The organism is Streptomyces sp. NPDC056144 (genome assembly GCF_042264145.1).
In the GTDB taxonomy this organism is placed as follows: Bacteria; Actinomycetota; Actinomycetes; order Streptomycetales; family Streptomycetaceae; genus Streptomyces.
The window spans coordinates 576,361-601,170 of record NZ_JBHJVF010000002.1 but is presented as its reverse complement, the minus strand read 5'-3'; the positions used below and the strand labels follow the sequence as shown (position 1 = coordinate 601,170).

The 24,810-nt window shown below is 73.4% G+C and carries 19 protein-coding genes; 14 read left to right on the top strand and 5 right to left on the bottom strand.

Annotated features, from left to right (window positions below; all coding sequences use genetic code 11):
- The first annotated feature begins 308 nt into the window (after nt 1-308).
- From ACFC0Z_RS09200 to ACFC0Z_RS09190, 3 genes are read left to right on the top strand one after another with little or no spacing between them, the layout of a single operon-like run.
- Entirely contained in the window at nt 309-1,277 is a 969-nt protein-coding gene (locus tag ACFC0Z_RS09200; protein ID WP_376434412.1) for a Zn-ribbon domain-containing OB-fold protein, read from the top strand.
- A complete protein-coding gene (locus ACFC0Z_RS09195; protein WP_376434410.1) occupies nt 1,274-2,329 on the top strand; it encodes a thiolase domain-containing protein in 1,056 nt (351 codons plus the stop codon). Before ACFC0Z_RS09200 ends, ACFC0Z_RS09195 begins: the two co-directional genes overlap by 4 nt.
- A gap of 7 nt (nt 2,330-2,336) precedes the next feature.
- Nucleotides 2,337-3,503 carry a thiolase domain-containing protein gene (locus ACFC0Z_RS09190; protein ID WP_376435058.1) on the top strand — a complete coding sequence of 389 codons (1,167 nt, stop codon included), beginning with the start codon at nt 2,337-2,339 and terminating at the stop codon, nt 3,501-3,503.
- A 55-nt stretch (nt 3,504-3,558) separates the two neighbouring features.
- Here the strand turns inward: ACFC0Z_RS09190 and ACFC0Z_RS09185 are convergent, their stop codons facing one another.
- Nucleotides 3,559-4,209, bottom strand: coding sequence for a hypothetical protein (locus ACFC0Z_RS09185; RefSeq protein ID WP_376434409.1), 651 nt, complete (start codon nt 4,207-4,209; stop codon nt 3,559-3,561).
- Nucleotides 4,210-4,620: 411 nt separating this feature from the next.
- Between ACFC0Z_RS09185 and ACFC0Z_RS09180 the strand changes: the two genes are divergently transcribed.
- The 3 genes from ACFC0Z_RS09180 to ACFC0Z_RS09170 are packed head-to-tail and all read left to right on the top strand — an operon-like array spanning nt 4,621 to nt 8,444.
- Nucleotides 4,621-7,500, top strand: coding sequence for an AAA family ATPase (locus ACFC0Z_RS09180; RefSeq protein ID WP_376435055.1), 2,880 nt, complete (start codon nt 4,621-4,623; stop codon nt 7,498-7,500).
- Between the two features lie 57 nt (nt 7,501-7,557).
- On the top strand, nt 7,558-8,058 hold the full coding sequence (locus ACFC0Z_RS09175) for a hypothetical protein (protein ID WP_024757478.1): 501 nt from the start codon (nt 7,558-7,560) through the stop codon (nt 8,056-8,058).
- Between the two features lie 17 nt (nt 8,059-8,075).
- The gene (locus ACFC0Z_RS09170) at nt 8,076-8,444 is read left to right on the top strand and encodes an RNA-binding S4 domain-containing protein (protein WP_376434407.1); all 369 of its coding nucleotides are present in this window, start codon (nt 8,076-8,078) and stop codon (nt 8,442-8,444) included.
- Nucleotides 8,445-8,496: 52 nt separating this feature from the next.
- Here ACFC0Z_RS09170 and ACFC0Z_RS09165 read toward each other — a convergent pair whose 3' ends face one another.
- The 3 genes from ACFC0Z_RS09165 to ACFC0Z_RS09155 all read right to left on the bottom strand — a co-directional run bounded on the left by ACFC0Z_RS09165 (nt 8,497) and on the right by ACFC0Z_RS09155 (nt 14,325).
- A complete protein-coding gene (locus ACFC0Z_RS09165; RefSeq protein ID WP_376434405.1) occupies nt 8,497-10,713 on the bottom strand; it encodes a germacradienol/geosmin synthase in 2,217 nt (738 codons plus the stop codon).
- A gap of 185 nt (nt 10,714-10,898) precedes the next feature.
- Complete coding sequence (locus tag ACFC0Z_RS09160; protein WP_376434403.1) at nt 10,899-12,872, bottom strand: N-acetylmuramoyl-L-alanine amidase; 1,974 nt, start codon at nt 12,870-12,872, stop codon at nt 10,899-10,901.
- 325 nt (nt 12,873-13,197) lie between these two features.
- A complete protein-coding gene (locus ACFC0Z_RS09155) occupies nt 13,198-14,325 on the bottom strand; it encodes an aminoglycoside phosphotransferase family protein (RefSeq protein WP_376434401.1) in 1,128 nt (375 codons plus the stop codon).
- A gap of 234 nt (nt 14,326-14,559) precedes the next feature.
- On the opposite strand from ACFC0Z_RS09155, the gene ACFC0Z_RS09150 reads away from it, so the two are divergent.
- Nucleotides 14,560-16,053, top strand: a complete 1,494-nt coding sequence (locus tag ACFC0Z_RS09150; protein ID WP_376434399.1) for a hypothetical protein — start codon at nt 14,560-14,562, stop codon at nt 16,051-16,053.
- Nucleotides 16,054-16,161: 108 nt separating this feature from the next.
- Here the strand turns inward: ACFC0Z_RS09150 and ACFC0Z_RS09145 are convergent, their stop codons facing one another.
- Nucleotides 16,162-17,589, bottom strand: a complete 1,428-nt coding sequence (locus ACFC0Z_RS09145) for a PP2C family protein-serine/threonine phosphatase (RefSeq protein WP_376434397.1) — start codon at nt 17,587-17,589, stop codon at nt 16,162-16,164.
- Nucleotides 17,590-17,766: 177 nt separating this feature from the next.
- On the opposite strand from ACFC0Z_RS09145, the gene ACFC0Z_RS09140 reads away from it, so the two are divergent.
- The 7 genes from ACFC0Z_RS09140 to ACFC0Z_RS09110 all read left to right on the top strand — a co-directional run bounded on the left by ACFC0Z_RS09140 (nt 17,767) and on the right by ACFC0Z_RS09110 (nt 24,797).
- Nucleotides 17,767-19,002 carry a pyridoxal-phosphate dependent enzyme gene (locus ACFC0Z_RS09140; RefSeq protein WP_376434395.1) on the top strand — a complete coding sequence of 412 codons (1,236 nt, stop codon included), beginning with the start codon at nt 17,767-17,769 and terminating at the stop codon, nt 19,000-19,002.
- Nucleotides 19,003-19,101: 99 nt separating this feature from the next.
- Entirely contained in the window at nt 19,102-19,845 is a 744-nt protein-coding gene (locus tag ACFC0Z_RS09135; protein ID WP_376434393.1) for a response regulator transcription factor, read from the top strand.
- A gap of 184 nt (nt 19,846-20,029) precedes the next feature.
- Nucleotides 20,030-21,085: a glycosyltransferase gene (locus tag ACFC0Z_RS09130; RefSeq protein ID WP_376434392.1), complete on the top strand. Its 1,056-nt coding sequence runs from the start codon at nt 20,030-20,032 to the stop codon at nt 21,083-21,085.
- Nucleotides 21,086-21,130: 45 nt separating this feature from the next.
- On the top strand, nt 21,131-21,319 hold the full coding sequence (locus ACFC0Z_RS09125; RefSeq protein ID WP_376434390.1) for a hypothetical protein: 189 nt from the start codon (nt 21,131-21,133) through the stop codon (nt 21,317-21,319).
- A gap of 62 nt (nt 21,320-21,381) precedes the next feature.
- Complete coding sequence (locus ACFC0Z_RS09120; RefSeq protein WP_376434388.1) at nt 21,382-21,879, top strand: GNAT family N-acetyltransferase; 498 nt, start codon at nt 21,382-21,384, stop codon at nt 21,877-21,879.
- A 138-nt stretch (nt 21,880-22,017) separates the two neighbouring features.
- Nucleotides 22,018-23,034 carry a LacI family DNA-binding transcriptional regulator gene (locus ACFC0Z_RS09115; protein ID WP_376434386.1) on the top strand — a complete coding sequence of 339 codons (1,017 nt, stop codon included), beginning with the start codon at nt 22,018-22,020 and terminating at the stop codon, nt 23,032-23,034.
- Between the two features lie 74 nt (nt 23,035-23,108).
- Nucleotides 23,109-24,797 (top strand): ABC transporter substrate-binding protein, encoded by a 1,689-nt coding sequence (locus tag ACFC0Z_RS09110; RefSeq protein WP_376434384.1) that lies wholly within the window; start codon nt 23,109-23,111, stop codon nt 24,795-24,797.
- The last annotated feature ends 13 nt before the right edge of the window (nt 24,798-24,810 follow it).

Sequence of the window (24,810 nt, the reverse complement as noted above, 5' to 3'; positions counted from 1 at the left end):
GGACGGGCTGAAGCGTCGGGGGCTCCGCCCCCGGGCCCCGGCGCCTCAAACGCCGGCGGGGCTGAGTTTGCGCCTCAAGCGCCGGGCGGGCTGGATTTTCGCCCGCAGGGCGCAAAAGTCAGCCCCGCCGGCGTTTGAGGCGCGGGGTCTGGGGCGGAGCCCCAGTTCGGGAAGGGGCGGGGTGGGGAGAAGGCTCCGCGCAGCGGCCCCACCCACCACGGTCCACGCCCGCGCCGACCGGCCACCGCCACGCCATCCGAACCCCCCCCCCGCCAACGCCCCCCGCCCACCCACCAAGGAGCCCGCCCATGACCCTCACCCCACCCCCGGAAACCTTCCGCGCCCCCCTCGTCGTCGAGTTCCCCTTCACCCGTTCCCTCGGCCCCGTCCAGTCCGCCTTCCTGAGCGGGCTCCGTGAGCGGACCCTCCTCGGTGTCCGTACCGAGGCGGGGGAGGTGCTCGTCCCGCCCGTCGAGTACGACCCCGTGACCGCCGCCGAGCTCCGGCAGCTCGTCGAGGTCGGGGCGACGGGTACCGTCACCACCTGGGCCTGGAACCCCGAGCCCCGCCCCGGGCAGCCCCTCGCGACCCCGTTCGCCTGGGTCCTCGTCCGGCTCGACGGCGCCGACACCGCCCTCCTGCACGCCCTCGACGCCTCCGGCCCGGACGCCGTCCGCACGGGGCAGCGGGTCCGGGTCCGCTGGGCCGCCGAGCGGACCGGCGCGATCACGGACATCGCCTGCTTCGAGCCGTACGACGGTGCGGAGGCGGCCGAAACCGAACCCGCTCCGCACGACGGACTGTTCGGCGACGATCCCGTCACGGGCATCATCGCCGAGGCCCGCCTCGACTACACGTACAGCCCGGGCCGCGCCCAGACCCGCTACCTCCACGCCCTCTCCGAGCGGCGCACCGTCGGCGAGCGCTGCCCCTCCTGCGCGAAGGTGTACGTCCCGCCCCGCGGCGCCTGCCCGACCTGCGGGGTCGCCACCACCGACCAGGTGGAGGTCGGCCCGCGCGGCACGGTCACCACCTTCTGCATCGTCAACATCAAGGCGAAGAACCTCGACATCGAGGTCCCGTACGTCTACGCCCACATCGCCCTCGACGGCGCGGGCCTCGCCCTCCACGGCCGGATCGGCGGCATCCCGTACGACCAGGTCCGCATGGGCCTGCGCGTCGAGCCCGTGTGGAGCGAGGGCGGGCGCTACCCCGACCACTACCGGCCCTGCGGCGAACCCGACGCCGACTACGACACGTACAAGGAGCTGCTATGAACCGCGACGTGGCGATCGTCGCCTTCGCCCAGAGCGACCACCTCCGCCGCACCGACGACCTCTCCGAGGTCGAGATGGTCATGCCCGTCCTCCACGACGTGCTGCGGCAGACCGGCCTGAAGACCTCCGACATCGGCTTCACCTGCTCCGGCTCCTCCGACTACCTCGCCGGCCGCGCCTTCTCCTTCACGATGGCCCTCGACGGCGTCGGCGCCTGGCCGCCGATCTCCGAGTCGCACGTCGAGATGGACGGCGCCTGGGCGCTGTACGAGGCCTGGGTGAAGATCCTCACCGGCGAGGCCGACACCGCGCTCGTCTACTCGTACGGGAAGTCCTCGCCCGGCTCCGTCCGCGACGTCCTGACCCGGCAGCTCGACCCGTACTACGTCGCCCCGCTGTGGCCCGACTCGGTCGCCCTCGCCGCGCTCCAGGCGCAGGCCCTCGTCGACGCCGGTCACACTGACGAGCCCGCCCTCGCCGCCATCGCGGCGCGCAGCCGGGCGGACGCCGCCGCGAATCCGCACGCCCAGCTGCCGGGCGCCCGCCCGCAGGGCGAGTACGTCGTCCAGCCTCTCCGTACCGGCGACTGCCCGCCCATCGGCGACGGCGCCGCCGCCGTGATCCTCGCCGCCGGTGACAAGGCGCGCGAGCTGTGCGCGCGGCCGGCCTGGATCCGGGGCATGGACCACCGCATCGAGGCCCATTCCCTCGGCGTCCGCGACCTCACCGACTCGCCCTCGACCCGCCTCGCCGCCGAGCGCGCCGGAGCCTTCGAGCGACCCGTCGACACCGCCGAGCTGCACGCGCCCTTCACCTCCCAGGAGGTGGTCCTCGCCAAGGCCCTCGGACTCGACGAGACCGTGAGGGTCAACCCCTCCGGCGGCGCCCTCGCCGCCAACCCCGTCATGGCCGCCGGTCTCATCCGCCTCGGCGAGGCCGCCGCCCGCATCCACCGCGGGGAGTCCGACCGCGCCCTCGCCCACGCCACCTCAGGGCCCTGCCTCCAGCAGAACCTGGTCGCCGTCCTGGAAGGAGAGCCCCATGTCCGGTAAGCAGTCCGTGGCCAAGGAGCCGGTGGCCGTCGTCGGCATCGGCCAGACCAAGCACGTCGCCGCCCGCCGGGACGTGTCCCTCGCCGGTCTCGTCCGCGAGGCCGCCGTCCGCGCCCTGGAGGACGCCGAGCTCACCTGGGCGGACATCGACGCCGTCGTCATCGGCAAGGCCCCCGACTTCTTCGAGGGCGTGATGATGCCGGAGCTCTACCTCGCCGACGCCCTCGGCGCGGTCGGCAAGCCCATGCTCCGCGTCCACACCGCCGGTTCGGTCGGCGGCTCCACCGCGCTCGTCGCCTCCAACCTGGTCTCCTCGCGCGTGCACCGGACCGTCCTCACCCTCGCCTTCGAGAAGCAGTCCGAGTCCAACGCCATGTGGGGCCTCTCGCTGCCGGTCCCCTTCCAGCAGCCGCTGCTCGCGGGCGCGGGCGGCTTCTTCGCCCCGCACGTGCGCGCGTACATGCGCCGTACCGGCGCCCCCGACTCGATCGGCTCCCTCGTCGCGTACAAGGACCGGCGCAACGCGCTCAAGAACCCGTACGCCCACCTCCACGAGCACGACCTGACCCTGGAGAAGGTCCAGGCATCTCCCATGCTCTGGGACCCGATCCGGTACTCGGAGACCTGCCCGTCCTCGGACGGCGCCTGCGCCATGATCCTCACCGACCGGGAGGGCGCGGCCCGCGCGCCCCGCCCGCCGGCCTGGGTGCACGGCGGCGCGATGCGCAGTGAGCCCACCCTCTTCGCGGGCAAGGACTTCGTCTCCCCGCAGGCCGGTCAGGACTGCGCCGCCGACGTCTACCGGCAGGCCGGGATCACCGACCCCCGGCGGGAGATCGACGCGGTCGAGATGTACGTGCCGTTCTCCTGGTACGAGCCCATGTGGCTGGAGAACCTCGGCTTCGCCGAGGAGGGCGAGGGCTGGAAGCTCACCGAGGCGGGCGTCACCGAACTCGACGGCGACCTGCCCGTGAACCCGTCCGGCGGCGTGCTCTCCACCAACCCCATCGGCGCCTCCGGCATGATCCGCTTCGCGGAGGCGGCTCTCCAGGTGAGGGGCCAGGCGGGCGAGCACCAGGTCGACGGGGCGCGCCGGGCGCTCGGGCACGCGTACGGCGGCGGGGCGCAGTTCTTCGCGATGTGGCTCGTGGGGGACACCCCGCCCGCGTCCTGACCTTCGTCGGACGGTGGAAGGCCGGAGCCCGTACGACACGGGGTCCGGCCGCCCCTTACATCAGGGACTCGATGTCGACCGTCTTCTCCCACTTCGGATTCGGGGCGTCGCCGGGCCAGGTGTACGTCGTGGAGTTCCCCTCGCGTACGAGGCGGGCGAGGGCGGTGTACGCGCCCTGCTTCTTCTGCCGGCCGGAGTCGTCGGCCACCACGACGAGGACCCGCTGGCCCACGCAGGCGTGCTCGGTCCCGTAGAAGCGGTAGTCGACCGTCTCGTCCGGACGTGCGACGATCCCGCCTTCCTCGCGCACGGTGACGGTGGTCGGTCTTCCGGCCTCCCGCTGCCGTTCCACGGCGACCGTCAGGTACGTCAGGACCTGGGCGCCCGGCTCGACGACCTCCACCCGGCTCGCGGTGACCGTCCCGCTGATCACGTTGGCGACGTGGTCGTCGCGGGCGAACTCGACGAGGGTGGGGAGGCCGTAGGGGCGGATGAGGCTCGGAATCGAGTCGACCGTCCTGTCGGTCTTCGGCGGCGCGCAGCGCGGCGAGGGCTTGGGGCCGCCGACGGCGTTGTCGGCCACCGGCCGGACGTCGTCGACGCCGCCGCACGCCCACAGAGCCAGTGCGAGTCCGGCCGCGAGAACGCCCGCCGCGGCGCGGCGCCGTGCCGTCGTTCTCCCGGTGGCGCGGATGGTCGAGGTCATGTCCGTCGTCTCCTGCCGATCGCTGTGTCCGACCCACCTGTGACGTGGCGACCCCGGAAGGGGTTCCCTCCGACGGAGGTCTCCGTCGGAGGACGCGGGGCCGCTTCGCCGATTGAGGGTCACACGCGGGCCTCCGGGCGTACGCTGAGGCCTTCGCGGGGCCTCCCGCCCGGAGTTGCCAGCCTGTGCGCCGGGCGCGCGCCCCCGGCGTGGGGGTGGAGCGTGGCACGTACGGACCGCAGACCCGGGCAGCGCGGCCTCGGCCTCTTCGAGCGCGAGACCGCGCTGGCGGCGGCCGAGGAGGCGCTCGCCCTCCTCCTGGGCCCCGACGAGGCCCCCTCCGACGCGCCGGACCAGCGGCATCACCCCGTACCCGCTCCCCGCGCGTCCGGCGGCGCCCGTCTCGTCGCCGTGCGCGACGGGGACAGCGGCCCCGGTCTCACCGAGGCCCGCCCCCATCCGCCCGCCCCGCGCCGCGGCGGCGTCCTGGCCTTCGCCGCGCCCGCCGGGCTCGGCAAGACCACCCTGCTCGCCGAGATCCGCCGCCGCGCCGCCGCCCGGGGCTGCGCCGTGCTCTCCGCGCGCGGCGGCGAGCAGGAGCGCCGGGTCGCCTTCCATGTCGCCCGGCAGCTCCTCCAGCCCCGCCTGGCCCACGCCTCCGACGCCGAGCTCCGCGAGCGGCTCGGTTCCTGGTACGACATCGTCGGCCCCGCCCTCGGACTGCGCGCCGCGGGCGCGGGCGCCCCGCCCGACCCGCAGGGGCTGCGTGACGGACTCGACTGGGTCCTGACCCACCTCGCGGTCCGCGGCGCGCCGCTCGTCGTCGTCCTCGACGACGCCCACTGGGCCGACCCCGAGTCCCTCGGCTGGCTCGCCGCCTTCGCGCCCCGCGCCGAGGAGCTCCCCATGCTCCTCGTCGTCGCCTATCGCCCCGACGAACTCCCGGAGTCCGGGGCCGAGTTCACCGGGCGGCGCGCCGGTCAGCAGGCCTTCGGTCTCGCCCCGCTCACCCCGGAGGCCATCGCCCGCCTCGTCCACGACCGCGTCGGCTCCCACGCCGACGACGCGTTCTGCCGCGAGGTCTGGGCCGTGACCTCGGGGAACCCCTTCGAGGCCGTCGAACTCGTCGCCAAGGTCCGCGAGCAGGGCCTCGATCCCGTCGAGGACCGGGCCGGTGAACTCCGCGACCTCGCCGCCGCCCTGAAGGGCAGCGGTCTCGTCAGCCGCCTCGAACGCCTCGGCCCGGCCACCGTCCGCCTCGCCTGGGCCTGCGCCGTCCTCGGGACCGCGATCTCCCCCCAGATCGCCGGCGCCCTCGCGGGGCTCGGCGAGGACGCCGTCGCCGACTGCACCGCCCGCCTGCGCGAGGCCCGCGTCCTCGCCGAGGCGCCGTACCACGGCCCCGGCGCCGAATCCCCGCCCGACGCCCTCGAATTCGTCCACCCCCTGATCGCCACCACCCTCTACCGCTCGATCCCCGCCGGGATGCGGGTCGCCCTCCACGGCCAGGCCGCCTGGTGCGCCGTCGACGCCGGGCTCGGGCCCACCGCCGCCGCGCGCCACCTCCTGGAGACCCACCCCGAGGGCGACGCCTGGGCCGTCGGGCAGCTGCGCGCCGCCGCCCGCGAGAACCTCCGCGCCGGAGCCCCCGACGCGGCCCGCCGCTACCTCGCCCGCGCGCTGCGCGAGCCGCCCGTCGAGGAGGAGCGGGCCGGGGTCCTCTTCGAGCTCGGCTGCGCCTCGCTCCTCACCGAGCCCGCCACCACCGTGAACCACCTCCGCGCCGCCCTGGAGGAGCCGGTCGCCGACCCGGCCCTGCGCCACGGCATCGTCTACCGGCTCTCCCAGGTCCTCGCCCACAGCGACCGGCTCGTCGAGGCGTCCGAGCTCCTGGGCCGGGAGGCCGAACGGACCGAGGACGCCCGCGGCCGCCTCCGCATGCGCGCGGAGAAGTTCATGTGGGACGCGTTCCGCGCCGACGAACCAGACTCGCCCGCCCGCTCGCGGCGCCTCGCCGCCCTCGCCGACCGGCTCACCGGCCGCGACCTGACCGAGCGGTACGTCATCGGCCTGCGCGCCTGGGACGCCACCCTCAGGGCCGAACCCTCCGCCGTCGCCGTACGGCACGCCGAACGCGCCCTGGACGGCGGCCTGAGCTGGGCCGACGAGAGCCGGGGCTTCGAGGTTCCGGTCCTCACCGCCCTCACCTTCCTCTACGCCGACCGCCCCGGCCGCGCCGAGGAGCTCTTCGCCGCCGGAACCGCCGAGTTCGAGCGCCAGGGCTGGCGCGGCGCCCACCTCTCCTTCGCGTACACCCTCCTCGGCTACATCCGCTACCGCCGCGGCCGGCTCGTCGAGGCCGAGGACTTCGTCCGCGCCGGACTGCGCCTCGCCGAGCGGGTCGGCCCCCGCACCCCCGCCGAGTGGTACGCGGTCGGCGTCACCATCGAGGTGCTGCTCGCCCGGGGCCGGGTCGAGGAGGCCCACCGCATCGCCCGCGCCCACGACTTCGGCGAGCCCTTCCCGGCCGCCGTCACCTTCCCCGACTCGCAGACCGTCCACGCCGAACTGCTCCTCGCCCGGGGACGGAACGACGAGGCCGCCGCCGAGTTCGCGGCCGTCGGCCGCCGCCTCGACCCGCGCGGCATGCGCAACCCCGCCTGGTGCCCCTGGCAGCTCCACCTGGCCGTCGCCGAGGCGGCCACCGCCCCCGAGCGCGCCCGCCGGACCGCCGAGGACGCCGTCGCCCGCGCCCGCCAGTACGGCGCGCCCTCCACGATCGGCGCGGCGCTCCGCGTCCTCGCCGAGGTCGCCGAGCCCGCCGAGCGCGTGAAGCTCCTGGAGGAGTCCGTCGACTGGCTCGACCGGTCACCCGCCGCGTACGAGCTCGCCCGCGCCCTCGTCGCCCTCGGCTCCGCCCTCCGCCGCACCGACCGCGCCGGGGAGGCCGCCGAGCAGCTTCACCGAGGTCTGGAGGCCGCCCAGGACTGCGGAGCCGACGGCCTGGTCGAGGAGGCCCGCGCCGAGCTCGCCGCCGCCGGACTCCGCCCCCGCCCCCTCCATCCCGCCGGTACGGACACGCTCACCGCCCGTGAGCGGCGGGCCGCCGAGCTCACCGTCCGCGACCGGGACGTGGCGCACGAGCTGGGCCTCGCCCCGGCCGCCGTGAGCCGTCTCCTCTCAGCGGTCTACCGCAAACTGGGCACCGACCGCGCGGGCCTCGCCGAGGCCCTGCGGCACACCGGCGCACCGGTCGGCGAGGGTCCCGGCGCCCCCGGCGGACAGGCCTGACGCGAGGAGGGCGCCCGGCGCGCCGCATCCCGCGCCCGGCCACGTACCATGGGCCGTATGTCCTTCCTCCGCCGCCGTAGCGCCGCCACACCCGCGGGCCCGGACTTCGATGTCCTGGCCATGGATCCGGGGGACTGGCCCGGCAATCTCGGCGCCGGTCTGCTGCCCGCGCCCGACGGCTCCTGCCAGGGCGTGTTCCTCCGCTACGACCTGTTCGGCGGCCGCGGCCCCGCGATGATCATCGGCAACCTCCCCGAGGGCTCCCCGGCGCGCGAGCTCGCCGACGGGCAGATCCCCTTCGAGGTGGCCCAGCTCCTCGCCGCCCTGGAGAACGACGAGCCGGTCGAGGTCCTCGACACCGAGGACGTCCCGGTCATGCAGGGGGACAACCTCCTCATCGTCCGCCGCCTCAAGCTCTCCGAGAGCCGCATCTCCTGCGTCCAGTTCGACCGCAGCGACAACGTCCTCGTGACGATCGCCAGTTGGGACCGGCCGATCACCGACGACCTGTACGCGCTGCTCAAGCCGCTGCCCGCCGAGCTGTTCCAGCAGGGCTGACGGGGGGCGGGGGTCCGATGGCCGCGCGCGTCGACAGCTGGATCTGGTCGGTCCGGCTCACCAAGACCCGCTCGGAGGCCGCCGCGGCCTGCCGGGCCGGTCACGTCAGGGTCAACGGCGAACGGGCCAAGCCCGCCCAGCCCGTGAAGCCCGGTGACGAGGTCCGGGTCCACCACGGCGGTCGCGAGCGGATCGTCGAGGTCAAGGTGCTCCACACCAAGCGCGTCGGCCCGCCGGTCGCCGTCGAGGCGTACGTGGACAACAGCCCGCCCCCGCCGCCCCGCGAGCACGTCGCCGTCGCGGCCGTACGCGACCGGGGCGCCGGCCGCCCCACCAAGCGCGAACGCCGCGAACTCGACGAACTGCGCGGCGGCCGACGCGACTGAGACGCCGAGAGGCCCCGGGAGCACCGCTCCCGGGGCCTCCGTCGTGCTCGGGTCAGCCGGCCGCCGACCCGAGCAGCTCCGTGAGCCGAGCCGCCGACGTGCCGAGCCCCGTCGGAGCGCCGAGCCCCGCCGGACCCCGTCCGACGAGCGGCGTGCCGCTGCCCGCGCGGACGTCCTCGGCGCCGTACCGCCGTACGTTCCGGTGCCAGTGCAGGATGCCCGCGAGCCAGTCCTCCAGCTCCCGCAGGTAGGCCGCGAACGCGGCCCTTCCGGTCACGTCGAGCCCGAACTCCTCGTACAGGAGCGGGAGCTCACGCTCCTTCAGGTGCTCGTACTGGCGCAGCCGGCCCTTCATCAGGTCGTGGACCATGGCCATCGCCGTCGGGTAGTCGCAGTCGAAGAACTTCTGGAGCACGAGCACCCCGTTGTGCACCTCGCCCTCGACCTCGACCTCCTTCTGGTACGAGAAGAGGTCGTTGATCAGCGCCCCGTAGTCCATGACCGCGTTCTCCAGGGCGCGCACGGTCCCCGTCCGGTAGATCTCCGGCGGCAGCGCCGAGGTCTGCCGCAGCCGGCTCATCAGCGTGGTCAGCTCCGAGCCGAAGGTGCTGCGCCGCATCTCGATGTAGTCCACCGGGTCCGGTACGCGGTGCTGCGCCTGGTTGTGGAGCTCCCACATCCAGCTGTCGAGCATCGCGTCGAGCGCCACCCGCAGCTGGGCGCGGGCCTCCGGCGCCATCGGGGCCGTGGTCCGCGCCCACAGGTCGGCGAGCGAGCGCTCCATGGGGTTCACGGCGAGCGCGGCACCGGAGGCCGGGTCGTCGAGCGGCATGCACGCCTTGAAGCGGTCGGTCTGCTGCTTCGCGCCGGGCAGGTTCCGGGCGCGTCCGAAGACCGCCGGGTAGTAGTCGTCCCCGTACGTCCCCCAGGTCAGCCACTCGGCGCTGAGGACGAGCTCCTCCAGGGTGGCGTCCGGGTCGAGCCCGGCCGAGCAGAGCGCCAGGTCGAAGCCCTCGGCGAGCGGCCGGTCCCAGAGGTCGTCGAGCAGCCCGAACGACTCGGCCCAGTCGAGCGAGATCCGGCGGGCCTCCGCGTGGTGCGGGCTGAGCGTCAGCGGGTACGGCAGCTCGAACTCGGGCAGCAGCGAGGGCCCGACGTGCTGGTGCGGCACGTGGGTGAGACTGCGCTGCCGGGCGGCGGCCGGTCGGCCGAAGAGGTTCCTGATGTCGAGCGCCGAGGTGCCGATGACGCCGTCGAGCCGTGCATCCGAGACGGCCATGCCCTCGTTCATGTACCGGCTGGAGCGCATGTGCCACTCGTGGCCGCCCGACTGCCAGTCCTGGAGCCCCTTCGCGTACGCCGCGACGGCCGCGATCTCGGCCGGGTCCAGACCGTGCTCGACGGCGAGCATCGGCACCTCGGTGAGGGCGGTGTTCTCGAACTGCTGGAGCCGTGAGGTCAGCAGGTCGTTGACGGCCTCCGCGGCCTCCTGCGTGGTGCAGCCGAGGAACCTCTCCAGGACGAGGACGCCGTTGCTGTTCTCGCCCTCGTCCTCCACCTCGCGCTGGTACGAGAAGAGGTCGTTGCGCAGGTGGACGGCGTCCGAGAAGGCGTCCCTGAGGACGCGGAGCGGCCGGGAGTGCGCGACCCGTTCGGGGACCTCGGCGCCCGCCGCGTACTCGACGAGTCCGGCGGACCAGGGGGCGCCGCCCACCTTGCGGCGCATCTCGATGTATTCGAGGGGGTTGGCGACCCGGCCGTCGTTGATGTTGTCGAGCTCCCAGAGGGACTCGTAGAGGAGGTGCTCGGTCGCCTCGGAGAACCGGGCGCGCCAGGCGTCGGACATCGAGGGGACGGTCCGGCGCCAGAGGTCGGCGAGTCCGGCCTCGACGGGGTTGACCGGCTCCGGCATGCCGGCCGCGGGGTCCGCCGGCATGAACAGCGGCAGCCGGTCGAGGTAGGCCTTGCTGCCCGCGCGGTCCTGGGTGCGCTTGAAGACCTCCAGGAAGTGGTCGTCGAAGAAGAAGACCCACGTGTACCAGTCGGTGACGAGGTTCAGGGCCTCCTCGTCGCAGTCGGGGTGGGTGTAGGCGCAGAGGAGCGCGTAGTCGTGGGAGTCGAGGTCGTGCTCCTCCCAGACGCCGGAGCCCTCCAGCATCCCCATCGCGCGGGCCCACGCGCGCGTGTGCGTGCGTGCCGCCTCCACGTGGGGATTGAGCCGTGCCGGATACGGGACGTAGAAGTCCGGCATAACGAAGGGCTGAGGCATGTCCTGGATGGCCTTCCGACGTGCTGGGGCGCTGGCCCGCCGCGGTGGTCTGCTGCGATGACCGGCCCAGCCTTACCCGTCACCCGGATCGCCCACGCGATCTCCGGAATAGTCGTATGAACGCCAACGGGGTGGTGCCGGACCGTTCCTCCGGCACCACCCCGGGACTTCCGGCCACCCCTCCGTCAGGAGAAGGAAACCTCCACGTCAGCGGCCTTCACGAAGGCCACGCGATGGCCGAACTGGATCTGGTAGTACTCCTCCTGCCCCCGGACGACCCGATGGCCACTGCTGTCGAACACCGGGGCGAAGTAGTACTCGCCCGGGGTGCGGCCGCCCACCACGTACCGCTGGCCCGCCTTCACCGTGTACGGGTACGGGGACACCGCCTGCACCGGCACGCCCGCCGGGTAGGCCGAGGCCTCCGGATAGGCCCGCCCGTACACCGGCACCTCCGCGAGCCCCTTCCGGGGCGTCAGGACCCGACCGCGCGCGTTCACCGCCGTCGGCCCGTCCGCCGGGTTGTGGAACCACGCCTTCTGGCCGAGGTACCAGATCGCCGTCCAGTCGCCGCTGCGCTCCGCCACCGCGAAGCTCTGCCCCGTCGAGGCCCGCGCCCCCGTGTCGTTGACACCGGTCGTCGAGTCCTGCCCGCCCGGCCGCAGCCCGACGTCCTTCACCAGGGGCGCGTCGGCGCTCGGCGCGGTGTGCAGGCGCACCGCCCCGCTCCCGTGCGGCGCACAGGCCTCGCCGGCCTTCACGCAGCCCGTGTACACCGGCTGGTGGGAGGCGAAGTCCGGCCGGATCGTCACCACACCGGCCCGCGGACCCGCGCTCGGCGTGATCGGACGGCCGAGCAGCCGGAAGTAGTGCGCCCAGTCCCAGTACGGGCCCGGGTCCGTGTGCATGCCCCGGATCGACGAGGTCACCGTCCCCGGCACGTTGTCGTGACCCAGGACGTGCTGCCGGTCGAGCGGGATGTCGTACCGCGCCGCCAGGTAGCGGACGAGCCGCGCCGACGTCCGGTACATCGCCTCCGTGTACCAGGCGTCCGGCGAGGTCAGGAAACCCTCGTGCTCCAGACCCACCGACTTCGCGTTCACGTACCAGTTGCCCGCGTGCCAGCCGACGTCCTTCAGCGGCAGGTGCTGCGCGATGTGGCCGTCCGAGGAGCGGAGCGAGTACTGCCAGGACACGTACGTCGGGTCCTGCACCAGCTTCAGGGTGACGTCCCAGGTCGCCTCCGTGTCGTGGATGACGATGTAGTCGATCGACTGCGACTCCGGCCGGTTCGCCTTGTCGTGGTTGCCGTAGTCGCCGTCGCCGAACTCCTCGTACGGAGCCGGGATCCACTCGCACGCCACCGACCGCGGGCACTCCACGGGACCGCCGGCGGGCGGACGCAGACCGAGCGCGTCCAGCTGCCCGGTGGCGGGCGCCACGGCGGGGGAGGCAGGGAGCGCCACCCGCTGGCCGCTGTCGGTCGTCCGGGACTCGCCGGTCCTGATCACGTCGAAGACGTCGTTCGCGTACGTCGTGGCCGTCGCCGTGTCCTCGGCGCCCGAGTAGCGGGCCACGGCCCCGTACCAGTCGGCCGGGTCGGCGCTGGCCGGGAGACCGGCCTCCCGCTGCGCGGCGGCGAGCAGCGCCGCCCCGCCCTCGATGTTGGCGGCGGTGCCGGTCCGCAGCTCCTCCGCCGGGATCCCGGACAGCGCGGACGCCCGCTCCAGGGTCCGCAGCCGGGCGGGCAGCGCCTCCGGCGCGGGCACGGCGGTCTCCGGGGCCGCCCTGCCGGTACGGGCGTCGTCGCCGCGCGCGTCCTCCTCGCCCTCCGAGTGGTGCGGGGCCGCCCCCGCGAGCGCCGTCACGGCATCCGTGAGGTGCATCGGCCCGTACCCGCCGGTCACGCTCGGCGCGCCGCCGTGCGCGTCCCAGCGGGACTGGAGGTAGGAGACGGCGAGCAGCACGCTCTCGGGCACACCGTGGCGTTCGGCGGCGCGCGCGAACTGCCCCTGGAGCGTGGCGGCGTCCGGCTCGTCGGCGACGGCCGACGGCGTCCAGGACAGGAGCGGCAGCAGCAGGGCGGCGCAGGCCGCCGCGCCGACCGCCCTCGGGACACGGCTCGGCGGCGTACGTCTGAGGGACGCGGAACGGAGCAAGGCAGCCTCCAGGGGCGGGGGGTGACACGGGGGCGTGCGGGACCGAACCCGTACAGGGGTATCGGCTCCCGGAGCATCCGTCAATCACGCCTGGCCGTCCGGAAGTTCGCACGTCAGAAGGGTCTGAACGGGTCTCGTGACGAGTTTCGCGATGACGGTCCCCGGGCCTGGGACGCGTCAATGGAGTGGACCAATGGCCGCGCGCCCGGCGCCGGCGCTGCTTTCGCAACACGCCCTGGGCCCCGACACGACGGAGCGCCGCGTCCCGGTGTGTCGGCACCGGGCGCGCGGCGCGCCACCCCCGTCTTCCCGTCCGGTACGCCCCTCAGCGCGTCCCGACCGCCGCGCGCACGGCCCGCCGGGCCATCGCGCAGTCGTCGTGCAGCCGCCGGAGCAGCAGCCGCTGCTCCTCGCCGGGCGCGAGCGTCCCGGTGGGAACCGGGACCGTACCGGCCGGAGGGGCCTCCTTGATCGTGCGCTGCACGGCCGTCTCGTACGTACGGATCTCCCGCGTCAGCACGATCATCAGGTTCACCAGGAAGGCGTCCCGGGAGGCCGGGCCCGCCTGCTGGGCGAGCTGGGCGATCTGACGGCGTGCCATCGGCGCGTCCCCGAGGACCGCCCACAGCGTCGCCAGGTCGTAGCCGGGCAGGTACCACCCGGCGTGCTCCCAGTCGACGAGGACCGGACCCGTGGGGGAGAGCAGGATGTTGGAGAGCAGGGCGTCACCGTGACAGAACTGCCCCATGCCCTGACGCCCGCCCGCGTGCGCCAGGCCGTGCATGAGCTTCTGGAGGTCGTCCCTGTCCCGGTCGGTGAAGAGACCGAGCTCGTGGTACCGCGCGATCCGCTGCCCGTAGTCGAGCGGCGCGTCGAACGTCCCGGCCGGCGGGCGCCAGGCGTTGAGCCGGGCCACCGCCCCGAGCGCCGCCCGCACGTCGGCCCGCGGCGGGGCCTCGACGGGGTGGCGCGAGAGCGCCGCCGCCCGCCCGGGCATGCGCTCGATCACCAGCGTGCAGTTCTCCGGGTCCGCGGCGATGAGCCGCGGCGCCCGCACCGGCGGACGGTGACGGACGAAGGAGCGGTAGGAAGCTATTTCGTGCCGGAACCGCTCGACCCAGGCGGGAGAGTGGTCCAGTAAACACTTCGCCACCGCCGTCGTCCGTCCGGTCGTCCCGACGATGAGGACGGAGCGGCCACTGCGCCGCAGCACCTGGACCGGCTGGAACTCCGGGCAGATCCGGTGGACCGAGGCGATGGCCCGCTTCAGCTGCGCCCCCTGCGGACCCGACAGGTCGATTCTTCCGCTGACCGGCTGGGTGCCGGTGCCGCCCGTCCAGCGCCGGGGTCGTACGGCTCCCGGCGAGGGGGCGAGGTACGGCCCGGCACCCGCCGGGACGAAGCCGCTCTGCGGCCGGGGCGGGGCGGACACGGAGGACGATGCTGTGTACATGGAGGAGACAGATCCCTTCGTGGTCCGACATGTCGCGTGCGTCGCCCCGCCCGCCCCCGGTCCGCACCCTGGGGAATGAGGGCCGGTTCGGCGGGACGGGGTGGCGCATACCTACCTGACACCCGCGCGCGGGTGGCGGAACATCGGGCGCACCCTGGCGAACCCTGGCGAATAGTCGCCAGCCCTATGACAGGGGGTTACTGTCAACTCAGCCGAGAACCTGGGGGCTTAGACGTGACCGGACACACCAACACCCGCCTGGCAGACCTGTTCGGCCTGGCCGGCTGGTCCAAGGGCGAACTCGCGAGACTCGTCAACCGGCAGGCGGCGGCCATGGGCCACCCCCAGCTGGCGACGGACACCTCGCGGGTGCGGCGGTGGATCGACCGGGGCGAGACCCCGCGCGATCCCGTCCCCCGGGTGTTGGCAGCGCTGTTCACCGAGCGACTCGGCCGTGTCGTGACCATCGAGGACCTCGGGTTCGTACGACACGGGCGCGCCGGAAAGCGGCAGGACGTCAGGAAGGAAGACAACCCTGACGGTCTGCCGTGGCCTCCCGACCGTACGGCTGCGGTCCTCACCGAATTCACGGGAATGGACCTCATGCTCAACCGACGCGGCCTGGTGGGCGCGGGTGCCGTGCTCGCCGCCGGCTCCGCACTCAGCAGCAGTATGTCCGACTGGCTGCAGACCGACCCCACGCGCATGACCACCACTCAGCGCGCCACCGATCCCCTCCACGCCGACCCCGCCGGGTTCGACCGCTACGAGGCCGCCCCCATCGGGTCGGAGGAGATCGAGGCGCTGGAGTACTCGGTGGAGGTGTTCCGCGCCTGGGACGCCCAACGAGGCGGCGGTCTCCAGCGCAAGGCGGTCGTGGGACAGCTCAACGAGGTGGGCGGCATGCTCGCCTACCGACACGCCGAACACCTCCAGCAGCGGCTGTGGGGTGTCGCCGCCAACCTGGCGGTCCTGGCGGGCTGGATGTCCCACGACGTCGGCCTCGAACCCACGGCGCAGAAGTACTTCGTCATCGCCGCCCACGCGGCCCGCGAGCAGGGCGACCGCCCGCGCGCCGGCGAGGCCCTCTCCCGGGCCGCGCGCCAGATGGTGCACCTGGGCAAGCCCGACGAGGCCCTCGACCTGATGCGGCTCGCCACGTCCGGCGCGGGCGACGGGATGCTGCCCCGCACGCAGGCCATGCTCGCCACCATCGAGGCCTGGGCGCAGGCCTCGATGGGGCGCGGCCAGGCGATGCGGCGGACCCTGGGCCGGGCGGAGGAGCTCTTCGTCTCCGACCGCAAGGACCAGGAGACGCCCGGCTGGATGCAGCACTTCGACGAGGCAGACCTGCACGGCATGCAGGCGCTCGCCTACCGCACCCTCGCCGACCATGACGCCGCCGCCGCGCTCCCCGCGCAGCGGCACGCGCGGATCGCCCTCGACCTGCGCAAGGACGGCCACAACCGCTCGAAGCTCTTCGACTACATCTCGATGGCCTCCGCCTGCTTCATCGGCGGGGACCTGGAGCAGGCGGAGCGGTACGCGCGGAAGGCGCTCGAAGCGATGGGCGAGACCTCGTCGCACCGGACGTGGCACCGCCTGGAGGTGATGTACGGCCTGACCGGGCAGTACGCCGGGGACGTGAGGATGGGGGAGCTGCGCGGTCTGATCGCGCAGGCCCTCACCAAGTCGCCCATCACGCGCCCGAGGACGGGACAGGCCTGAGAGGCCGCCGCACGGCGGTCCTCGAACAGTCACGCCCGGGCGTAGGGCTCGGTACTCGTTGGGCCGGTAGTCGTACGTATCCCTGGGCGTCCTCGTGTCGCGGGGGCGTCAGTGCCCGACGCGGACCACCATCACGCAGGCGTCGTCCTCGCGCGGTTCCGCGCCGAACTCCTCGACCACGGCGCGCACGCCTTCCTGCGCGTCCCTCGCCTCGGCGAGGCGGGGTCCCAGGGCGAGCAGGCGTCGGGTTCCCGTGTCGTCCAGTGCGCCGCTGCCGCGCGTCAGCCCGTCGGTGTGCAGGACGAGCACGTCGCCGGGGAGGAGCCGGGTCTCGGTCTCGCCGTACGCTCCGCCGCTCGTCGCCCCGAGGAGCACGCCCTCGGGTCGCCGCAGGGCCGCCCCCGTACCGTCACGGAAGAGGAGGGGAGCGGGGTGTCCGGCCTGTGCCCAGGTCAGGGTCTGGGCGACCGGGTCGTAGCGGCAGCACATCGCGCTGCCGAGGGCGGGCTGGACGGAGGTCTCCAGGAGCCGGTTCAGGTGGCCCATCAGGGCGCCGGGCCGGATTCCGGCCACGGCCATGCCGCGCAGGGCGCCGAGGAGCATGGCCATGGAGGAGGTCGCGGCGACGCCGTGGCCGGTCAGGTCGCCGACGGTGAGGAGGGCGTCGCCCTCGGGCAGGGCGAGGGCGTCGTACCAGTCGCCGCCGATGAGGCCGGGGCTGACGGCCGGCAGGTAGCGGGCCGCCACGTCGAGCGGCGCGGGGCCGTCGTGGGCGAAGCGGAGCGAGCCCCGCCAGGGCGGCAGCACCGCTTCCTGGAGTTCGACGGCGACCCGGCGCTCGGTCTGCCGGAGCTGCCGGCTGCGCTCCAGTGTGTCCCGGGTGTCGCGGACCGCCCGCTCGCCGCGGCGCAGTTCGCTCACGTCCCGGAGGACGGCCCACATGGAGGCGGTGCAGCCGTCGGAGTCGAGGACGGGCTCGCCGGTCATGTGGACCGTGCGGGCCCGGCCGTCCGCGCGGGTGATCCGGAACTCGCCGTCGATCGGCTTCCCGTCGATCAGGCAGTCCGTCACCATCGCCTGGAGCAGGGGGTGATCGTCGGAGTGGACCATCGACGGGAGCTCGTCGAGCGTCATGGGGCCCTTCTCGCGCGGGCGCCCGAAGAGGTCGAAGAGTTCGTCGGACCAACTGGCCTCGTCCGTCAGGAGGTTCCACTCGGCGCTGCCGACGCGGGCGGGCCGCGGGCCGGTACGGGCGGCGGCGGGTGCGCCGTGGGTGGCGCCGGAGGTGCCTCTGCCCGCCTCCGGTGTGCCGATTCGCAGCTGTCCCAAGTGGGTTCCGAGGGAGTCCAGTTGGTGCACCGCGAGGTCGCAGAGGGCGCGCTGCCAGCGCCGCTGAGGGTCGTCCTCGTGCTCGGCGGTGTCCCGGCGCACGGCGTCCACCTCGCCGCGCAGGCGGCGGGTCTGCGTGATCAGCGCGTCCACGGCGCCGGGCTCCGGCGGCTGGGCGGGATGGTCCGCGAAGGGGTGGGACGGCATGGCGTACTCCGATACGGGCGAGGCGCGGCCTGGTGGGATAGGAGGCCCCGCGTACGACTGTCGCACAGCCCGGGACGGGTCGTAAGAGGTTTGGCAACACTCGATCCGGTGGTGCTTCTGGCATATGCCTAGGGCGCGGCGATTATCGGACAGGGCGTGTCGCGTTACGGTTCGGGCGTGACCTCGCCCGCCGCAGCCCCGCAGTCGCCCGCCGCAGCCCAGCGCTCGCTCGCCACCGCCCAGCGTTCGCTCGCCGACCCCTCCGTGCGCCACCCTCTCTGGCCGCCGCTCACCGAGGGCTGTCCCGTCACCTCCAGCGACACCGTCGCCTACCCCCTCGACATCGACTACGCCTACGACGAGGTCCCCGCCGACCTCTTCGCCCGCCCGGCCGCGCCCGGGCTCGACCGGTGGGCGCCGCTGCTCCCGCCGCTCGCGGCCCCCGGTCTCGGCGAGGGGAACACGCCGCTCGTCGAACTCGCCGACGGCGTCTGGGTCAAGGACGAGTCCCGCAACCCCACGTGGAGCCACAAGGACCGGCTCAACCGGGTCGCCGTCAGCGCCGCCGTCGCCTCCGGCGCGCGGGGCATCGTCGTCTCCTCCTCCGGCAACCACGGAGCCGCGGCCGCCGCCTACGCGGCCCGCGCCGGACTGCCCTGCGCGGTCTTCACCTCCCCGTTCGCCCCGCCGGCCGTCGCCTCCCACCTGCGCGCGTACGGGGCGACCGTGCTGACCGTGCCGCAGGAGACCGTCCGCCCGCTCATGCGCCGGATCGTCGCGGAACTCGGCTATCAGGCCGTCAGCAGCGTCACCGACACCGCCCACACCGGGCACCCCTTCGGCCCCGAGGGCTACAAGACCCTCGCGTACGAGATCGCCCTCGCGCTCGGCCGGGCGCCCGCCGCCGTCCATCTGCCCACGGGATACGGCGAGTTGCTCTTCGGGGTCGCCAAGGGATTCCAGGAGCTCGCGCGGCTCGGCGTGACCGACGCGGTGCCCCGGATGTACGCGGCCGAGCCCGCCGCGGCCGGAGCGCTCACCGAGGCCCTCCGCAGCGGCCGGCCCGCCGCCCGGGTCCCCGTCGGGCCGACCACCGCCTACGCCATCGACTGCGAGGTGAACAGCTACCGGGGGGTCGTCGCCGTCCGGTCGACCGGGGGAGCGGCCCGCACGGTCACCGACGCGCAGATGAGCGCGGCGCGCGAGGAGCTGGCGTCCCAGGGCCTCTGGTGCGAGACCTCCTCGGCGGCAGGCCTCGCCGGTCTCCGGGCCCACGGCCCGCGCGAGAGCGACGGTCCGGTGGTGTGCGTGATGACGTCGAGCGGCTACAAGGACGTCGGCACGGCGCGGGAGACGTACGAGCCGACGGCTCCGGACTGGGCGTCGATCCGGGACGCGCTCTCGGCCACGTGACGTCAGGGGCCGGTTGCGGAAGGTGATCGAGTGTCTCGTTGACGTGACAGAACCTGTCGGTAACCATCGCAGGGAGAGATCAGGACATATTGTCCAGATATGTCACTCCCTGCCGCTACGGGACCGGGCGGTCACGCCCGGCCTCTCATCCTCTTCGCCCTCACGGACACCCGCGTCGTGGAGGAGGTCGGCGGCATGCTCCGCGTCCGCGGGTACGAGGTACGGCAGACCGTCGACGGCCCCTCCACCCGCCGCGCCCTCCGCGAACGCCGGCCGCAGGGGGTCATGCTCAGCCTGGAGCTGCCCCGCTGCGACTCCTGGCAACTGCTCCGGGAGCTCCGGGCCCAGGACTGCGCGCTGCGCATCGTCGTCACCGCACCCGTCTACATCGAGGTCGACGCGGCCCGCGCCTACCGCAACGGGGCCGACGACTACCTCACGTACGCCCTCTCCCGCGAACAGGGCCTGCCCCGGGTCGCGGCCCGCTTCCGCCGTCTCCTGCCGGCCTCGTCCGACGGCTCCGCCGGGCCGTTCGGCACCGTCGGGCAGCAGCGGATCGTCGTCGACCGCCCCGGGCGCACGGCCCGCGCGGACGGCAAGCCCCTCGACCTCACCCCCCTGGAGTTCGAGCTCCTCGCCACCCTGCTCTCGCGCCCCGGACAGGTCTTCACCCACGGGCAGCTGCTCACCCGGGTGTGGGGCGAGAACGAGTACGCCGACCCGAGCCGGGTGAAGTACACCGTGCTGCGCCTCCGCCGCAAGATCGCGGAGGCGACCGGCGGCCGTACCGGCATCTCCACCGTCCGCGGCGTCGGCTACCGCTACCGTCCCGTCGAGGACTGACCTCCGTCCCCCGCCCTCCGGGGCGAAGGTCCTCACGGACTCCTGCCGTTCGCCACACCGCCGGACGCCGAACGGCACCTTCCCCCGTCGCGCAACCGGAAAGCACCTTCCCCGCACCGGCCCCGCAACCCCGCGGCGAGACCGTCGGAACCGAGGCAATCGGGATCGGCGGAGGGACACGGCGATGGAACTGGTGGCGGTCATCCCCGCGCACAACGAACAACGGAGCATCGTCGCCACCCTGGCCGGGCTCTACCGCCAGACCCTCCGCCCCGACCGGATCGTCGTCGTCGCCGACAACTGCACCGACTTCACCGCGGAGATCGCGGAACGCGTCGGCGCGGAGGTCTTCGTCCCCGTCGGCAACCAGGACAAGAAGGCCGGGGCGCTCAACCAGGCCCTGCCCGAACTCGTCGACGAGCTCCCCGACGACGCCCTCCTCCTCGTCCAGGACGCCGACACCGTCCTCAACCCGGGCTTCGTCCGCTCCGCCGTGGACGCCCTCGACGAGGACGAGACCGTCGGCGCCGTCGGCGGCATCTTCTTCGGCGAGGAGGGCGGCGGCCTGCTCGGCCTCCTCCAGCGCATGGAGTACGAGCGCTACGCCCTGGAGATCCACCGCAAGGGCAACAAGGCCGTCGTCCTCACCGGCACCGGCACGGTGTTCCGCACCGGCGTCCTCCGCGAGGTCCGCGAGGCCCGCAGGGCCGGGCGGATCGGCGGCGGCGACGGCTACTACAGCCTCGCCTCGCTCACCGAGGACGACGAGATCACCAAGGCCGTCAAGACCCTCGGCTACGGCACGGTCTCGCCCGACGGCTGCTGGCTCGTCACCGAGGTCATGCCGACCCTGCCGAAGCTCTGGCACCAGCGCATGCGGTGGCAGCGCGGAGCCCTGGAGAACCTGCGCGACTACGGACTGACCCGCGTCACCCTCCCGTACTTCGGGCAGCAGTTGATGCTCGGGATCGGCTTCCTCGCCCTGAGCCTCTTCATCACCGTCACCACGATCGTCCTCGTCTCCTTCGGCTGGCAGGGCTTCTCGCTCTTCTGGACCGTCATCACCCTGATCTTCGTCGCGGAACGGACGCTGACCGTCCGCAGGGCGGGCCGCAAGGCCGTCCTGCTCGCCGCCCCGCTCGTACCGGAGCTCCTGTACGACATCTTCCGGCAGCTGGTCTTCGTGAAGTCGCTCGTCGACCTCGTCCTGCGGCGCCAGGAGCGCTGGGTCGCCACCTGAGAGCCCGCCCCCCTCCCACGTCTTCACCCCAGGAAGGACCACGCCATGTACGGCAAGCCCGTCGGAACCGCAGCGGTCGGCGGCACCGGTGCCACCCTCGCCTCGACCGGTGGCGGAATGTCGCCCCTCACCGTCCTCTGCCTCATCGTGGCCACGACCACGCTGATCGCCGCGGGACTCGCCCTGCGCAGCCTCGGCGGGGTCGTCCGCGGCGGCGGCCCACGACGCCACTGACCCCCGCGCACCCCGTGCGACCCGCCCACGCCCCCGCTCCCGCACCTGAGATGATCGGGGGCGTGGCCGTCCCTCCTCCCGTCCCCGCCCCCCTCACCACGGCGCGGCTCCTCCTGCGCCCCGTCCGCACCGCCGACCTCGACGCCGTGACCCGGTTGTGGACCGACCCCGAGGTACGCCGCCACCTCGGCGGCCCGGTCATCGAGTCCGTCATCGCTCTCAGGCGGCGCCGGATCGTCGGGGCCCCCGGATTCCACGCCGTGATCCGCGCCGACGACGGCGTCCTGCTCGGCCTCGTCTCCGCCGAACCCGAATCCCGGAACGGCGAGACCGAGGTCTCGTACCAGTTCCTGCCCGAACACTGGGGCAGCGGCTACGCCCGGGAGGCGGTCGCCGCCGTCGTGACCCGCGTCCTGGAGGACGTACCGAGCGTCGTCGCCGTCACCCAGGAGGCGAACACCCGCTCGCGCCGCCTCCTGGAGGCCGTCGGCCTGGAGCACGCGGAGTCGTTCGTCGAGTACGAGGCCCGCCAGGTCCTCTACCGCCGGCGCACGGCGTAGGGACCGGTCCGACCTCCTGCACGACCACGTATTGACAGTGGCCGGAATTCGGCCGTAACTTGCGTGCAACGTCGTACTAACGCGCGTTACTAAAGCGCGTAACCCAGACGTCACCGCAATCGAGGGGGAGCAGGAACCATGGCAGCCGGGAGTCCTCGCAGCGTCACCATGAGCGACGTGGCCCGACGGGCCGGGGTCTCGCGCACGGCCGTCTCCTTCGTCCTGAACGACCGGCCGGGCGCCGCCATCCCCGACGAGACCAGACGCCGGATCCTGGCCGCGATCGACGAGCTCGGCTACCGCCCGAACGCGGGCGCCCGCGCCCTCGCCGCACAGCGCAGCGAGTGGTACGGCCTGATCACCGAGATCGTCACCGCGCCCTTCGCCGTCGACGTCATCAAGGGCGCCCAGGACCGAGCCTGGCTCGACCGGAAGTTCCTGCTGATCGCCGCGAGCGAGGGGGACCGGGCCCAGGAGGCCGCAGCCCTCGACAAACTCCTCGAACAGCGGGTCGAGGGACTGCTCTACGCCACGACCTGGCACCGAGCGGTCACCCTTCCCCAGGCCGCCCGCGAGGTCCCCACGGTCCTCGTCAACTGCTACGACGCCGAGGGCGAACTGCCCTCCGTCGTCCCCGACGAGGTCGGCGGCGGCCACCGCGCCGCCCGCCGGCTCGTCGAGGCGGGCCACGAGCGCATCGGGTTCATCAACCTCGACCCGGACATCCCCGCCGCTCTCGGCCGGTACGAGGGATACGCGCGGGCCCTGACCGAGGCCGGCCTCCCCCTGGACCCCTCGCTCGTGGTCTCGGGGCACGCGACGGCCGACGGCGGCTACACGGCCGCCTGCGAACTGCTCGACCGGGCCGACCGGCCGACCGCGCTCTTCTGCGGCAACGACCGGATGGCCATGGGCGCCTACGACGCCATCAAGGAACGTGGGCTGCGAATTCCGGAGGACGTGGCCGTGGTGGGCTACGACAACCAGGAACTCATCGCCGCCTACCTGCGGCCCAAGCTGACCACGCTCGCCCTGCCGTTCGAGGCGATGGGCGCCAAGGGCGTGGACATGCTGGCCGCCCTCGCAGCGGGGCAGCCGCTCGACACCCGTCAGGTGACGATCGACTGCCCGCTGCTCGAACGCTCGTCGGTCTGACCGCGAATCAGCTCCGTCGAGTCTTCTCGTCCCGTCTTCGTCTGGTGTGTTGAAGAGAGGAAAGAGCCACCATTATGACACCCTCCCCTTCCCGTGGCCGATCCCCGCGGCGGCTGCGCCCCGCGCTCGCGGCGACCGCCGCCGCTGCCGCCCTGCTCCTGACCGGCTGTTCCGGCGGCGCCGGCGCGGCCGGACCCGGCGGCACCTCCGGTGACCAGCTCCTCACCATCCCCCGTGAGGACATGGGCACGTTCACCCGGAACTTCAACCCCTTCTCGCCCAAGGCCGCCCCCATGACCAAGGAAGCGGTCTACGAGCCGCTCATGGTCCACAACCCCGCCGACGGCAAGGACACGCCCTGGCTCGCCACCGCGTGGACCCAGGCCGCCGACGGCAAGTCCGTCGCCTTCACCCTCCGCGAGGGCGTGAAGTGGTCCGACGGCAAGCCGTTCGTCGCCGAGGACGTCGTCTACACCTTCGAGCTCCAGAAGAAGCTGCTCGGCGGCTTCGACTACCTCGCGAAGGTCACCGCCGACACCCCGAACCGGGTCACCTTCCACTTCACCAAGCCCTTCTCGCCGTCCCTGTACGAGATAGGCGGGCACTACATCGTGCCCAAGCACATCTGGTCGAAGATCGCCGACCCGGCCAAGGAGACCAACGCCACCCCCGTCGGCACCGGCCCGTACACCCAGGTCCAGGGATTCCAGAGCCAGTCGTACGAGCTCCGCAAGAACCCCTCGTACTGGCAGCCCGCCAAGCAGCGCATCGCCGGCATCCGCCTCCTCGCCTTCTCCGGCAACGACAGCGCCAACCTCGCCTTCACCAACGGCGAGGTCGACTGGACGCAGTCGTTCATCCCCGACATCGAGAAGTCCTTCGTCGCGAAGAACCCCGAGAAGAACCACTACTGGTTCCCCACCACCGGCGCGATGATCAACTGGCAGCTCAACACGGCGAAGGCGCCCTTCGACGACCCCGCCCTGCGCAAGGCGCTCAGCCGCGCCGTCGACCGCGAGAAGATCACCAAGGTCGCCATGAACGGCTACAGCACCCCCGCCGACTGCACCGGCCTCGCCGGCGCCTTCGACACCTGGCGCGACCCGAAGGTCGTCGCCTCCTGCGACTGGACCACGTACGACACCCAGGCCGCGGCCAAGGCCCTCGACAGCGCCGGATACAAGCTCGGCACCGACGGCAAGCGGACCCAGAAGAACGGCAAGCCGCTCACCCTCGACATCTCCGTCGGCTCCGCCTCCTCCGACTGGATCTCGGTCGCCAACATCATCAAGCAGAACCTCGCCAAGGTCGGCGTCACCGCCACCGTGAAGTCCCCGGACTGGTCGGCCGTCGTCGCCTCGTACGAGACGGGCACCTTCGACAGCGGCATCGTGTGGAGCAACAACGGCGCCACGCCGTACGAGTTCTACCGCGGCGCCATGTCCGCCGCCCAGGTCAAGCCGGTCGGCGAGAAGGCCACCGAGAACTACCACCGCTTCGGCGACCCGAAGGCCGACACCCTCATCGACGCCTTCGCCGCCACCACCGACGCCACCGCCCAGCGGGCCAAGGCCAACGGGCTCCAGGCCCTGTTCGCCGCCGACGCCCCGGTGGTCCCGCTCTTCCCCGGGCCCGAGTGGGGCGCGTACACCGACAGCCGCTTCACCGGCTGGCCGACGAAGGACAACCCCTACGCGACCCTGTCCAACAGGTCCGTGACCACCGTCCTCGTCCTCACCTCCCTCAAGACCGTCACGTCCTAGCGCCCCGCGGCCC

Coding starts and splice junctions, on each gene's coding strand:
- ACFC0Z_RS09115 (WP_376434386.1), top strand. CDS start 22,018: ATGGCAGCCGGGAGTCCTCGCAGCGTCACCATGAGCGACGTGGCCCGA.
- ACFC0Z_RS09125 (WP_376434390.1), top strand. CDS start 21,131: ATGTACGGCAAGCCCGTCGGAACCGCAGCGGTCGGCGGCACCGGTGCC.
- ACFC0Z_RS09185 (WP_376434409.1), bottom strand. CDS start 4,209: ATGACCTCGACCATCCGCGCCACCGGGAGAACGACGGCACGGCGCCGC.
- ACFC0Z_RS09155 (WP_376434401.1), bottom strand. CDS start 14,325: ATGTACACAGCATCGTCCTCCGTGTCCGCCCCGCCCCGGCCGCAGAGC.
- ACFC0Z_RS09195 (WP_376434410.1), top strand. CDS start 1,274: ATGAACCGCGACGTGGCGATCGTCGCCTTCGCCCAGAGCGACCACCTC.
- ACFC0Z_RS09170 (WP_376434407.1), top strand. CDS start 8,076: ATGGCCGCGCGCGTCGACAGCTGGATCTGGTCGGTCCGGCTCACCAAG.
- ACFC0Z_RS09175 (WP_024757478.1), top strand. CDS start 7,558: ATGTCCTTCCTCCGCCGCCGTAGCGCCGCCACACCCGCGGGCCCGGAC.
- ACFC0Z_RS09145 (WP_376434397.1), bottom strand. CDS start 17,589: ATGCCGTCCCACCCCTTCGCGGACCATCCCGCCCAGCCGCCGGAGCCC.
- ACFC0Z_RS09110 (WP_376434384.1), top strand. CDS start 23,109: ATGACACCCTCCCCTTCCCGTGGCCGATCCCCGCGGCGGCTGCGCCCC.
- ACFC0Z_RS09200 (WP_376434412.1), top strand. CDS start 309: ATGACCCTCACCCCACCCCCGGAAACCTTCCGCGCCCCCCTCGTCGTC.
- ACFC0Z_RS09130 (WP_376434392.1), top strand. CDS start 20,030: ATGGAACTGGTGGCGGTCATCCCCGCGCACAACGAACAACGGAGCATC.
- ACFC0Z_RS09135 (WP_376434393.1), top strand. CDS start 19,102: ATGTCACTCCCTGCCGCTACGGGACCGGGCGGTCACGCCCGGCCTCTC.
- ACFC0Z_RS09165 (WP_376434405.1), bottom strand. CDS start 10,713: ATGCCTCAGCCCTTCGTTATGCCGGACTTCTACGTCCCGTATCCGGCA.